The sequence below is a fragment of the Lactococcus sp. EKM203L genome (assembly GCF_011800585.1).
Taxonomy (GTDB): domain Bacteria; phylum Bacillota; class Bacilli; order Lactobacillales; family Streptococcaceae; genus Lactococcus; species Lactococcus lactis.
Genome location: NZ_JAALEQ010000008.1, coordinates 64,498 through 78,484, shown reverse-complemented (window position 1 = coordinate 78,484; position 13,987 = coordinate 64,498). Strand labels below are relative to the sequence as shown.

Annotated in this window: 11 protein-coding genes; 10 read left to right on the top strand and 1 reads right to left on the bottom strand. The window is 33.8% G+C overall.

Going from position 1 to position 13,987, the window contains the following annotated elements:
* From HFD15_RS11720 to HFD15_RS11680, 10 genes are all read left to right on the top strand, one after another.
* Nucleotides 1-1,083 (top strand): hypothetical protein (locus HFD15_RS11720; RefSeq protein WP_202983284.1); only part of this gene is annotated, 1,083 nt, incomplete at its 5' end.
* A 94-nt stretch (nt 1,084-1,177) separates the two neighbouring features.
* A complete protein-coding gene (locus HFD15_RS11715; protein ID WP_058208178.1) occupies nt 1,178-2,125 on the top strand; it encodes a glycosyltransferase family A protein in 948 nt (315 codons plus the stop codon).
* Between the two features lie 148 nt (nt 2,126-2,273).
* Entirely contained in the window at nt 2,274-2,996 is a 723-nt protein-coding gene (locus HFD15_RS14400; protein WP_235586233.1) for a hypothetical protein, read from the top strand.
* A gap of 14 nt (nt 2,997-3,010) precedes the next feature.
* Nucleotides 3,011-5,542, top strand: coding sequence for a hypothetical protein (locus tag HFD15_RS11710; protein ID WP_238785361.1), 2,532 nt, complete (start codon nt 3,011-3,013; stop codon nt 5,540-5,542).
* A 40-nt stretch (nt 5,543-5,582) separates the two neighbouring features.
* Nucleotides 5,583-7,103, top strand: coding sequence for an accessory Sec system glycosyltransferase Asp1 (asp1, locus tag HFD15_RS11705; RefSeq protein ID WP_109991055.1), 1,521 nt, complete (start codon nt 5,583-5,585; stop codon nt 7,101-7,103).
* A 22-nt stretch (nt 7,104-7,125) separates the two neighbouring features.
* The gene (asp1, locus tag HFD15_RS11700; RefSeq protein ID WP_167593173.1) at nt 7,126-8,751 is read left to right on the top strand and encodes an accessory Sec system glycosyltransferase Asp1; all 1,626 of its coding nucleotides are present in this window, start codon (nt 7,126-7,128) and stop codon (nt 8,749-8,751) included.
* A 215-nt stretch (nt 8,752-8,966) separates the two neighbouring features.
* Nucleotides 8,967-9,587: a GntR family transcriptional regulator gene (locus HFD15_RS11695; RefSeq protein ID WP_012898067.1), complete on the top strand. Its 621-nt coding sequence runs from the start codon at nt 8,967-8,969 to the stop codon at nt 9,585-9,587.
* A 210-nt stretch (nt 9,588-9,797) separates the two neighbouring features.
* Nucleotides 9,798-11,024, top strand: a complete 1,227-nt coding sequence (locus tag HFD15_RS11690; protein ID WP_033901119.1) for a glycine betaine/L-proline ABC transporter ATP-binding protein — start codon at nt 9,798-9,800, stop codon at nt 11,022-11,024.
* Complete coding sequence (locus HFD15_RS11685; RefSeq protein WP_167593172.1) at nt 11,021-12,742, top strand: ABC transporter permease/substrate binding protein; 1,722 nt, start codon at nt 11,021-11,023, stop codon at nt 12,740-12,742. The genes HFD15_RS11690 and HFD15_RS11685 overlap by 4 nt, the downstream gene beginning before the upstream one ends.
* Nucleotides 12,743-12,933: 191 nt before the next feature.
* Entirely contained in the window at nt 12,934-13,104 is a 171-nt protein-coding gene (locus HFD15_RS11680) for a DUF3042 family protein (protein ID WP_021722758.1), read from the top strand.
* A 48-nt stretch (nt 13,105-13,152) separates the two neighbouring features.
* Here HFD15_RS11680 and HFD15_RS11675 read toward each other — a convergent pair whose 3' ends face one another.
* The gene (locus HFD15_RS11675; protein ID WP_058208175.1) at nt 13,153-13,719 is read right to left on the bottom strand and encodes a TetR family transcriptional regulator; all 567 of its coding nucleotides are present in this window, start codon (nt 13,717-13,719) and stop codon (nt 13,153-13,155) included.
* Nucleotides 13,720-13,987 lie beyond the last annotated feature (268 nt).

Genomic DNA, 13,987 nt, shown 5'->3' with positions numbered 1-13,987 from the left:
TCAAGTTCAGGCGGAACAACAAACCCAACATCAAGCACAGATGGCGGCTCAAGTTCAGGCGGAACAACAAACCCAACATCAAGTACAGATGGTGGCTCAAGTTCAGGCGGAACAACAAACCCAACATCAAGCACAGATGGCGGCTCAAGTTCAGGCGGAACAACAAACCCAACTACTCCTAGTGACGGTAAAACCGTTACCTTACCAGGTAAAGATGGTAAGCCAGGTACAGATGATGATGTTACTGTAACTGGGGATCAACCATTGACACCAGGTTCAGACGGAAGTGTTACACTTCCAAGTGATGGAGGAAAAGTTGATCGTCCTGATGGCTCATACAATGTTCCTGGAGGAACAATAGTAGACCCAGATGGCACGATTCATCTCCCAGGTGGTGATATCGTTAACCCAGATGGTACTGTTACATTACCGGGACAAGACGGTAAAACTGGTACAAGCGATGACGGTAAGGTTAAACCAAACGGCCCAATTATTCCAGGTGATAATGGAAGTGTCACTCTCCCAGACGGAGGAGGTACAGTTACAACACCAGGAGGAACGATTAATGTTCCAGGAGGAAGTGTCGTAGACCCAGATGGCACAGTTCATCTCCCAGGTGGCAATGTCGTTAACCCAGATGGTACTATTACATTACCTGGACAAGACGGTAAAACTGGCACAGGTGATGACGGTAAGGTTAAACCAAATGGTCCATCTATTTCAAACCCAGATGGAAGCATTACGCTCCCTGGCGGTGGTACAGTTCAAACGCCTGGAGGAACTATTGATCTTCCTGAAGGTACTGTTATTGACCCAGATGGCACAATTCATCTTCCAAACGGTGAAATAATTAATCCAGATGGTACCATTACTGGTAAAAATACTAAAATAAATACTTCTAATGAGACTCAAAATTCAACATTGACTCCTCTTGGAACTCCTGTTGGAATCAGCACAAGTAATACTAAATTACCAAAAACTGGTGATGTTTCTTTAAGTAGCGAAGAAGCGTTAGCTCTAGGATTTGGGGCCTTACTTGGTGTACTTACTCTTACTGAGGTAAAACGTCGTAAAGAAAATTAATTTGCTTATGATTAAAGCAGATAGTTTATGAGCGCAAATTTAAAATTTCAAAGATTATACCATTGAAAATCATAAAGGGAAGAAACTAAAAAATATGAAAAAAGTAAGTATTATCATTCCTTTCAAGGGGCAGACGGAATCGGAACTAATGCTTCCGTTAGCATCTATTTATAATCAGATTGGAATTGATCTTTCACAACTGGATGTCCATCTTGTTAATGATGGGGGAGAACCAATTAATTTAAAAAAGTTTGATGTTTTAGCAGACAAACTTGAAATTAATTATCATGAAATATCAAGTAGTGGGCCGGGTGTTGCTAGGCAGTACGGTATAGATCATTCTAAGAGTGAATACATTATGTTTATTGATGCTGATGATGTTCTCTACTATGTGGGCGCATTATGGCCGTTTTATAATGCGGCTAATCAAGGCCATCAAATGATATTGGCCGGTTATTGGGAACAAGTTGCCGGAAATCCCTATACTTACATAGTTCATAATAATAAAGATGTTAAAGCTGTTTATGGAAAGTGGTATAAACGTACTTACTTAGAAATGATAAATTTAAGATTTTTGGTTGATTTACCAATTTATGAAGATACTTATTTTGTTGGTTTGGCTTGTATACTATCAACTGATAAATGTTACCTTGAAGAAGTCGTTTACATGTGGTTATGTAATCCTAAATCCATTACAAGAAATTCTGAAAATATGTTTAATTATCAAGCTCATATTTGGGCAAGAGAAAACAGGCATTGGTTTGAAATGATTCGTAAATGGAAGCCTGAAAGGTTACAATCTGATTTTGAAAACTATTTAACAGATATGTATTTGAAATCCCAAAAATTTTCGCCAATAGATGAGGAAAAATGGTTAAAGGAACAGCGTATACTTATCGAAAATGTTTCTGATATTTTCTCTGGCTGGACTCCAGAACTTCAAAAACAGGTTAATGAGAAAAGCGCCGATATTAATAATCAGTGGTATGGAATTAATACTGATGGTTTTAAGGAGTGGATAGCTCAAACTCTTCCCTGGTAACATAAAGGATTTTTAAAAGTTAAGTTAATCTTTTGAAACGAATCCTTTCCAATTTTAGGCGGATAGATAAAAATATCTATCTGCCTAATGTTATTATTTATTATTATTATTTTTTAAACTTTATTTATTAGAGAGGTTGGGTTCGTTAATGAAGAAACAAGGCAGACAACTTAATATTTTGAATAGTTTGTTCTTGAAAAATTCGAAAGAGCAAAAATCGTCGTCAAGGGAGATTCCTGACAGTCAAATTGAATTGAAAGCTAGTAAAGAATTAGGAGTGGCAATACGGCAAAAGGAAGTGAGTAATATGATGGGAAGGAGTAACTATTCTTCAGAATTGAGAACACACAAACAACTACTTGAAAAATATCTACAACATTCAGAAAAATACTTTAATGATTTAGCTGAATATAAAAAAGGATATCTGGTATTAAATCGTAGTTTAGAAGATTTTAATCAACTTTCTCAAAAGATGGCTGATAAAAAAGAAGAGTATACTTCTGAAATGGTCAAATACGAAGGAATAAAGCAAAAGTATGAGCAAAGTCTTAAGGAATATCAAGAAATCACTGAAGAATATGAAAATATTATTCAAGATAGAGAAGTAGTTCAAAGAAAGTTTGAAGAACACTCTATAGCTCTAAAAAAAATTAACGATGAGGTACAAGAGTTAATTGATAAAAAGTCTGAAAAAAACGATATTTTTGTTGAGTTAAAGGGTAAATTGGTGATAGAGAGAGAAGTATTTAAAGCAACACAAAGTCGTTTGAACGGGATTGTCTCTGTCTATGATTTACTTAAAAAAATTATCAGGAAAAGAAAGAAACTTTTGAAGAATCACGTAAGAAATATCACCATGCAAATACCATAAAAAATGATTGGGAGATGCTAGTCAAAGATTTTGAAAAAACTAAAGCTAATAAACAGAAATTCGAGCAAAACCTTCAATCTATTGATAAAAAAATAAAGAATACAGAAGAAGAAGCGAAAACCTCAAAAGAAATTTATAGTTTTGTTGAGCCTTCTTTGGCTGCAATGGAAGAAAAATATAAAGAACACAAAAAAAACTATGAAGCAGTAGCTATTGCTTATAATATTTCCAAAAAAAGCTATGATGCAGAATATGCTAAGTATGCTGAGCTTAAAGAAAATCTTGAGGAGATGAATAGCCTTAAAAATCCGAGCAAGACTGTCATTGGTTATATCACCCGTGATAGGGATGTAGCCAAAAGTAGGGTGGATAATTTGGCGAAAGATTTTTATCCTTTGGAAGAAAAGTTTAAACTACAAAAAAGCGTTTTTGAGCAAGTCAGTGCTAGCTATCAACTAGTGAAAAACCTTGTTGAAGAGAAGAAAGATAAGTCAAAAGTTTATAATGATTCTTTGAGACAAACATTGGCTGCTCAGAAAAAAATTACAATGGTTTTAGAAGTGTTGAAATCAAAATATGGGCTTCTAAACCACCAACGGGGACAATCACAAGAAGCATTTAAAGTTATTTCTCAGGAGTACGATAAACTTGAACTCGAATTCCAGAAAGAGCAAACGTCTTTCAAAAATATAAAAGATGATTATATAGCTTTTGAAACTCGGTATAACTCCACTAAGGAATCTTATGATACTGCTAAAGAAAAGCTTGCTCAAAGCGAGGAGAATATTGAAATTGTTAAAAAAGCATATTCTGATGTTGCAGGCCTTCTCAGAATTGCAACGGCAAATAAAGAATCCATTCTAGTAAACTATAAAGAATCTGAAAAAGAACTTAAGAAGTTGACAGACATAAAAGATGGACTAAAGTTTGAAGTAGAAAGTAATTTCTCAGCTTTAGAGGAAACTTACCAAAATGGTGAGCAAATTTATTTACGCTTAAAAGAACAGTCAAAAAATTGGCATGACGAATATCCTCAGTATAATAGTTCTTATAAAAAAATATTACCTGAGTATACAAATATGAGTAATCAACTCGAAAAGCTAAATCAACAATACAAAGTTATTTATAGTGATTATCAATTTTTAGATAAATCTAGAGAGGCTGCTCAAAAGCAATATCAAGAAGAAATGAGAAAATATAATTCCAATCAGGAATTATATAATCGATTGACTCAAGAATTTAATCATTGTTTAGATTTAAGAAATATTGTTCTAAAAAAAGATAATGACTTTGAAACTGCTTTGCATAATTTGAATCAATTTATCTTTAAAAATGATATGTTTACTTTCCCAATTAATGAAGCAACCGGTTCTAATTTTATAGATGAATTTAATATTCCTGAAATTGAGTTTAATGAATCATCAATAAGATTAACCAGGAAATTCGAACTATCAAAATGGACAGAAACATTTCAAAGATTTTATTCCCAAACTGAGGTAATAGCTAAGGATCTTGTTAAAGCATTGGCGGAATATCAAAAACAGGTTTCAATTTTTATACGACTTGGAGGGAAAAGACTTATCGATTTGGGAAATAGTGATATAGCTTATCGTGGAACAAACATTGAAAACTACTTAAATAGGCTATTAACCAACTTTAGGGAGTGGCAGATAGAATATGAAAATAGAGAGCAGGTTTTCGCCTTATTAGTTAAAGATTATCGTCAATATTTGGATGAATCAATTAAATTAAATGAGAACATTGCTAAAATGTCAGATTCTAAGAATGGTTTGCAAGAAATTGTGAATGCAATTAATTCACTTCCAAATTACATGGATATTTATAGTGCTTCTTACCGCAATGTTGAAGTGTTGGCGAATAGTCTTGGGAGTGAGGTTTCAGACTTAACGCATTTACAAAGTGTTGATGAATTAAAAGTGACAATTCATAAAGTTTATCTTGAGCATATTCAAGCTTTGATTGATGAAAACCTAGAAGATACAATTACACATTTTACCAAAATTCGTTCCAGTTACGATCAAAGTATTAGTAATTTAAGAAAACGATTGGATTCAATGGAAAAAATGACAGGTATTCCGACAAGAAAAATTGTAATAGAAAGCTCCCTACCAAATGATCTTGATTTAAAAACCTACTTTAAGAGTGCATTAGATGATAATGTAAAACAATTACTTTCTACGATTACTGGAAGTTCATCATTTATTAATAGCGTGAAAAAAGTTAATCAATTTAAACGAGTTCAAAATCTCTTATCTGTTAATGAAGGAGGAATTGCAATTGTTCTTCCAGAAGTACCAATCAATTTTAATCCAAAGGAACTAGAATTTTCACTTGTAGTAGCTAGCGTAAAAAATATTGAAGCTCCGAATAAGGTAGAAAAGTTGGTTTCTTCTTATCCAACGCCAGAACAACCAGATATTCTCAGTGAGAAACCAAGTTTTATCGAAGATATTCGTGAAATAGAGAAAATAGAAAAGCAACACCAAAACATAGAAAAAAAAGAAGCGCTAAAAGCTCTTGCTTAATATCAGTTTTAATAATATATCTAACTGAAAGGTATTGATAATGAATTATTTTGTAAATGAGAATATTTTTACCCTGAATTCTGGGACAGAATTTTCAGCGATTAAACGATTGAAAATGTTCAAAAATCATCGTGTTGAAGCTAAAATTTTGACAAGAAATTACAATCCTCAACTATCTGGAGATTTAAAGAGGGTAGGTTTAACTCATGATGATGTCATAAATATGTATGATTATTTTCAAGATGTAATAAATGTTTCTGGAAGAGATGTTGATGTGCGTTACACAAACAAGATTAATAAAAGAAAATATCATATTGAAGGAATTGATGCTAATGAATCACTGATTAAGCATGCTGGAAAAACTATTGCTAAAGTAATGATTGCACCAGCGACAGTTGGATTAGTTGGTTCAATGGAATATAATGATTCGATGAATCATGTAGTAGCTAAAGATATTTGGGATCGTAGAGGTTTTCTTTCTTCTACACAATACTTTCATCCAGACGGAACTCAAGGGCCTCAAATCTTTTTTGATATCAATGGAACTCCTAAATTGGAAATCATACATATGAATATTCAAGGGATTCTAAATCCAACAATGTATAAATTATTGAATTATAAAGGTAAGAATAGACGATTTAATCGAGAAGAAGAACTCTTTACTTTTTTCATGAATGAGATAGCAAGTCAAGAAGCAAGCGTATTTATAAATGATCGACCATCACTCATCCCCGCTGTTGCAGGTGTGGAAGGTGCAGTAGGAAAATGGCAATTTTTACATAATTCTCATTCAAAAAATAATCAGCAAGCAGGAGCTTCAAGATCAGTGGTGGATTACCTTAATGATTTATTTACTGTGTATAAAGATAATTTTGATGGGTTAATTGTTGCTACTAAGCAACAAAAAGATGAAATCACTAAATTTTATGATTTTAAGCAGGTCATAGCTCTCACTGATACTTTTGCTAAAAAAGTTAAAAAATCAGCTTCTCGAAATAAAAATAAGATTATTTATGTTGGGCGTTTATCATCAGAGAAAAAACCAGCTGATGTTGTAGAAATTTTTGCGAATGTTTATCGCAGATTACCGGAAACAAGCCTTGATTTTTATGGATATTCATCTCCTTCAGAGATTCAAAAAGATTTAGAAAAACTTGTAGAAACTAATAATTTAAAAAATGTTGTTAACTTTAAAGGTTACCAATCAGAGGAAGCGCTAGAAATTGCTTTAAATAATGCAGGACTTTTACTTAACACTTCGGAAGGAGAAGCGTTTGGGATGAACGTTTTAGAAGCTTTAAATCATGGGGTGCCAGTTGTAGCATATAAGGTTAAGTATGGGCTGACTGAACAGATAGAGAATGGGGAGAATGGATACCTCGTTCCTTATGGAGCAATTCAAACTGCTGCTGACTCTATTGCAGAAATTATTCAATCAAAAGCAAATTGGGACAAGTTTTCTCGCTCTGCTTACGAAAAGGCAAAAGAGTATAGCGAAGAAGCTGTTTGGGGACAGTGGCTTAATGAGAAGATTATTGCTGATAATTTATTCATAAGATAATCAAATAAAGGAATGAGGAATCATGTTATTTTTTATTAACTCAACATTTAATCAAAAAAATTCTGGGATAGAGCATGCACAGCTTAAACGTGCGGCATTATTTCGAAAAAATAATGAGGCTTTTAAACTTGTTTTTCGAGAATGGAATCCTAATATTCATCGCTTTTTAGGTGAAGTAGGCATCTCAAATTCAGAAACTTTATGTATGTTTGATTATTTTCAGAAAGCAGAACTTGTAGAGGAAAAAATCCTCCATGTTGAAGATTTAGATTTTGGAGTCGATTCTTTAACTTATAATAAGGAACCTAATCAATTTAGATATCTTGTCTTTCAAGGACAACAACTTATTGCTCGTGTTCGATATTTTGGCGAAGATCCTCTTGAACGAGTATGTGCTGTAGAATTTTTCGATGGGTTTGGAAATCTTTATCGAGTTGACTTTTATGATTTTCGAGGTTTTTTGAGTTTAAGTCAATGGTATACACCTGATAACAAGATTGGCACAGAAGTTTGGATGGATATCAACGGCAAGCCAGTGTTGGAAACATTTAATAAATATGATGGAAATCACAAGTATACCAAAAGTGGTTGGCGTCTGAATGGTGCTGATGGGGCAATTTATAATTTTACTAATATTGATGAGTTAACGCTCCATTTTCTTAATTTATTAAACGAAGAGTATTGGCAAGATGATAAAGCAAATATTTTTATCATGGATAGAACACATTTGGCGGATTGGGCTTTATTGAACTTGGATCGTCCTGCCTATACGGTTCTTCATTTGCATAACTCACATGCTGGTGATGCTCAAGAGCCGATGCACTCGGTTATGAATAACTTTTATGAATTTGGATTGATGAATTCAAATGGTTACGATGCTATTGTTTCAGCAACAGAAAAACAAACACTTGATGTTTCAAAACGATTTAATCCTCAAAGCAAATTATTTACTATTCCTGTTGGAGTAGTTCCAAATGAAGTTTTTTCAGAAAAGCGAATTGATATGAAGGAGCGTAGAGTGCATAGCGTTTTAGTTACTGCACGTGTTGCACCTGAAAAAAGAATTGATCATATTATTAGGGCGATAGGGATTGCAAGACAAACTGTTCCAGATATTACACTAGATTTTTATGGTTATGTTGATCATCGAGATGATGATTCTGCACAAAAGGCCATTAATGCTGCAATAAAAGAATATCATATGGAAGAAGCAGTGCATCAATTCGAGTATGCTAATAATGTTGGGGAGCTGCAAAAAGATTTCCAAGTCTATGCCTTAGCTTCAATCATGGAAGGGTTTAATTTATCTCTCATGGAGGCAATAAGCCATGGGATGGTTGGTGTCACTTATGATGTAAACTATGGCCCAAATGAGTTGATAGTGGATGGAGAAAATGGTTTTGTTGTACCTTATGAGGGAATTCAAGAAATGGCTGACCGTTTAGTTGAACTGTTTACTCAGGAAGATAAACTACAAAAAATGTCTACTCAGTCTTATGAATTATCTAGACGTTATTCTGAAGAAAATGTCTGGAAAGCTTGGCAGGCCCTTATTGACGATGCAAACAAAAAGAATATTGACTATCGTTCACCGATTACAGAGGGAATAGGGGATCAAAGGATTTACTCTACAAAAAAATCTAAGTAGAAAAGGAAAAGTTATAACAATTGTTGTTATAGCTTCTTTTTGTTAAAAATTTCAGCTAAAAAAGGATTATTAAAAATATATTTGGCTTAGGAGTTTGAGAAAACTTACTAAATGGTATAGATTGAAAAATAAATGATAAAGCGCTATAATATGAAAGAATTTCATTTAGTTCAGGTAATAATAGATTTTTAATGACTTGTGATGAGGAGAATTAGATGCGCATAGCGAGACAACCAAGATATCAGCAGATTGCATTACAAATTGCTGAAAGAATTGTACGTAATGAACTTAAAGTTGGACAAAAAATATACGCTCGTTCAACTCTTGCAACAACTTTTGCTGTCTCACCCGAAACGGCACGTAAAGCAATCAATGTTCTAAGTGACTTGGGAATAGTTGACCCTGTTCATGGAAGCGGAGTGAATATTGCTTCAAAGCAAAAGGCACAGGAATATCTGGCTCAATATCAAGAAGTGGAAACAATGCAAGATTTACGGACACAAATCATGCAGAGTGTGGAGAGCCAGAGAAGAGAATTAGCTAATTTTTCATCCATCTTGGATAAATTGGTTGACCAAACTGAGCATTTTCAAAAAACAAATCCTTTAACTCCTATTGAATTTGAACTGGAAAAAGACTCTGAAAAGTTCGGACTGAGCCTAGGAGAAATGAATCTTTGGCAAAATACAGGGGCGACAGTTGTTGCCATTTTGCAAAATGCAGAATTAATTGTTTCGCCAGGACCGTACGCAACTTTAAATCAAGGAGATACCTTATATTTTGTGGGTGCTTCTGATACAGGACAAATTGTCCAAAATTTCTTTTATGGCAACTAAGACATCGTTTACAAAACGATGCCTTTTTTTAAGTTCAAGTTTAGTTAGTTGACATAGTGACTACATATTGTTATTATTGAGTGGTCACTTTAAATAAGAAAATCACTTGTGAAACTTAAAACTTCTAATTATTAATTAACTTATTTATTTAGAATTTATATTTCTAAAAAAGTTTTAAGCTTCCTTGTGTTAGAGTAAAGGAGAGCTATTTTGCCAGTAAAAATAAAAATTGAACATTTAACTAAAATTTTTGGCAAACGGATTAAAACCGCATTAACAATGGTTGAAAAAGGTGAGCCCAAAAATGAAATTTTGAAAAAAACCGGTGCAACTGTAGGGGTTTATGATACAAATTTTGAAATCAATGAGGGTGAAATTTTTGTCATCATGGGTCTATCTGGTTCAGGTAAATCAACTTTGTTGCGTTTGCTTAACCGATTGATTGAACCAACGAGCGGAAAAATATTTATTGACAACCAAGATGTTGCTACATTAAATAAAGAAGATTTGCTTCAAGTTCGTCGTAAAACAATGAGTATGGTTTTCCAAAATTTTGGTCTATTTCCACATCGAACAATTTTAGAAAATACTGAGTATGGTTTGGAAGTTCAAAATGTACCAAAAGATGAGCGTCGCAAACGTGCGGAGAAGGCATTAGAAAATGCAAACTTGTTAGACTTTAAAGATCAGTATCCTAAACAATTATCTGGTGGGATGCAACAACGGGTTGGGCTTGCGCGTGCCTTAGCTAATGACCCAGAGATTTTGCTTATGGATGAAGCTTTCTCTGCTCTTGACCCTTTGATTCGTCGTGAAATGCAAGATGAGCTACTTGAACTTCAAGCAAAATTTCAAAAAACAATTATCTTTGTTTCTCATGATTTGAATGAAGCCCTCCGTATCGGAGATCGCATCGCAATCATGAAAGATGGTAAAATCATGCAAATTGGTACTGGTGAAGAAATCTTGACTAATCCAGCAAATGATTATGTTAAAACTTTCGTAGAAGATGTAGATCGTGCAAAAGTTATTACAGCAGAGAATATTATGATTCCAGCTTTAACTACTAACATTGATGTTGATGGACCTAGCGTTGCCTTGAAGAAGATGAAGACTGAAGAGGTCAGCTCTCTAATGGCTGTTGACAAAAAGCGTCAATTCCGTGGTGTTGTTACGAGTGAACAAGCTATTGCTGCTAGAAAAAATAATCAACCATTAAAAGATGTGATGACTACAGATGTTGGAACAGTTTCTAAAGAAATGCTTGTAAGAGATATCTTGCCAATTATCTATGATGCCCCAACGCCTTTAGCAGTTGTTGATGATAATGGATTCCTTAAAGGTGTATTGATTCGAGGAAGTGTTTTAGAGGCCTTAGCTGATATTCCTGATGAGGACGAAGTAGAGGAGATTGAAAAAGAGGAGGAGAATAAATGATTGATTTAGCTATTGGACAAGTACCCATAGCAAACTGGGTGTCATCGGCAACAGATTGGATTACTAGTACTTTTAGTTCAGGATTTGATGTGATTCAAAAATCAGGAACGGTATTGATGAACGGTATTACAGGTGCTTTAACTGCTGTTCCATTCTGGTTGATGATTGCTGTTGTTACTATCCTTGCCATTTTGGTTTCAGGTAAAAAAATTGCCTTTCCTTTATTCACTTTCATCGGTCTTTCTTTAATTGCTAACCAGGGCTTATGGTCAGATTTGATGAGTACAATCACACTTGTCTTACTTTCAAGTTTATTGTCAATCATCATTGGAGTTCCTTTAGGGATTTGGATGGCCAAATCTGATTTAGTGGCTAAGATCGTTCAACCGATTTTGGACTTTATGCAAACAATGCCTGGTTTCGTTTATTTGATTCCAGCGGTTGCATTCTTTGGAATTGGAGTTGTTCCTGGGGTATTTGCCTCTGTTATCTTTGCACTTCCACCAACAGTCAGAATGACTAACTTGGGAATTCGTCAAGTTTCAACAGAATTAGTTGAAGCGGCAGATTCATTTGGTTCAACTGCCCGTCAAAAGCTCTTTAAATTGGAATTTCCTTTGGCTAAAGGAACGATTATGGCCGGTGTTAACCAAACGATTATGTTAGCTCTTTCTATGGTTGTTATCGCTTCTATGATTGGGGCGCCTGGCTTAGGTCGTGGTGTACTTGCAGCCGTTCAATCAGCTGATATTGGTAAAGGGTTTGTAAGTGGGATTTCATTAGTTATTTTGGCTATTATTATTGACCGCTTTACACAAAAACTTAATGTTTCTCCTCTTGAAAAACAGGGAAATCCTACAGTTAAAAAATGGAAACGTGGAATTGCCTTAGTTTCATTGTTAGCTTTAATTGTTGGTGCCTTTTCAGGAATGTCTTTTGGAAAAACAGCCTCTGATAAAAAAGTTGACTTAGTTTATATGAACTGGGATTCAGAAGTTGCATCAATCAATGTTTTGACTCAAGCGATGAAAGAACATGGCTTTGATGTAAAAACGACAGCTTTAGATAATGCAGTGGCTTGGCAAATGGTAGCCAATGGTCAAGCAGATGGAATGGTTTCTGCTTGGTTACCAAATACTCATAAAACACAATGGCAAAAATATGGTAAATCTGTTGATTTGTTAGGTCCTAACCTTAAAGGCGCTAAAGTTGGGTTTGTTGTTCCAAGTTATATGAATGTTAATTCAATTGAAGATTTAACAAATCAAGCGAATAAGACAATCACAGGTATTGAACCAGGTGCAGGTGTAATGGCTGCGAGTGAAAAAACGCTTAATAGCTATGATAATCTTAAAGATTGGAAACTTGTTCCTTCATCATCAGGTGCTATGACTGTAGCTCTTGGTGAAGCAATCAAACAACATAAAGATATTGTCATTACTGGTTGGTCACCTCATTGGATGTTTAACAAATATGATTTGAAATATTTGGCTGATCCAAAAGGAACAATGGGAACTTCAGAAAATATTAATACCATTGTTCGTAAAGGTTTGAAGAAAGAAAATCCAGAAGCTTATAAAGTTTTAGATAAATTTAATTGGACAACTAAGGATATGGAAGCTGTCATGCTTGATATTCAAAATGGTAAAACACCAGAAGAAGCTGCCAAAAATTGGATTAAAGATCATCAAAAAGAAGTTGATAAATGGTTTAAATAATCAACGAAGATTTAGATTTAATGAAAACTTTCTAGCATTATAGTTAGAAGGTTTTTTATTATTTCATTCTAAGTTTATTATTTTTAGATTTATAACATTTATGTTAAAATGATTTTGTAGAGTCGAATGAGGAAATTTTACTAAAGTTTTATTATTTGGCTGTTTATCTATAAAACTAGGAGGAGAGACAAATGAATCGTACATTTATTAAAGGCTTTTTGGCAGGGAATGCACTTTTGATAGCTGGACTTGCTGCCACTGCTATTGGCATTAAAACAAAAGTTATCAATCCTATCAAGAAAAAAGAAGAACAAATTGAAATGGGTAGAAAACGAGCAGCCAGAAAACGGATTGCGCCCTAAGCATGAAAATATGATAATAAAAACGTAAATCTGTGGATTTACGTTTTTTTATTTTATTCCTTTAAAAATAAGTTGATTGATAGAAGCATTCATGAAAAACATGAATTTTGGGCGGAACTTGTCTAAATGGATCGGGATGTCAGCTTCTAGCCAAAGGGTTAGAACGGTAATGAGTTGAGCATTAAAATATTTTAGAAGTTCTTGAGCTGTAAAATAATTTGCTAAACCATGTTCTTTTATAAGAAAGTTAAAACGTTTTTCAGCCCATTTCCAAGTTCTATCACTTACTGGTTCAATTAAACGAAAAGGAAGTTGAGAGCTGTAAATAATATGCGCTTCTTCTTTATGTTGCCAAAGAACTGGGAGTAAAATATCGGCAAGAAGTTCAAGAGAAACCTCTTCACATTCATATTGGAGTAAACGTTCATTGACTTCATCTACAATATTCAGATAGATGTATTCGACAATTCCGGGAACGCCCGTTTTAAAATTATTTTTAATTGTTGTACGGGTAATGTGTGACCGTTTAGAGATTTCTTCAATGGTTACTTTTTGAGATTCGGAGGCGATATTTAAGAGAGTGCGAATAATAATTTCTTTCGTATCTTTTGTCATGATGCTTCTATTTTATACTTGGAGGAGTATAAAATCCTTTCTTTTTTAAAATTATTTGCTTAATAGGCAATAATTAAAAATAATCTATTATAGATAATTTTTTTAGTATTTGAAATAGTATATCATTATTTTATTAAGAAATTAATTGTTTTGATTATTTTTTAGTTTCATAAAAACTTTTACAAAGTCTTTGCTTTCTTGTAATATATAATTGTTGATAGTTTTAACGAAGCGCTTTGGAAAAATGAAATCAATAATGGAAAGGAAA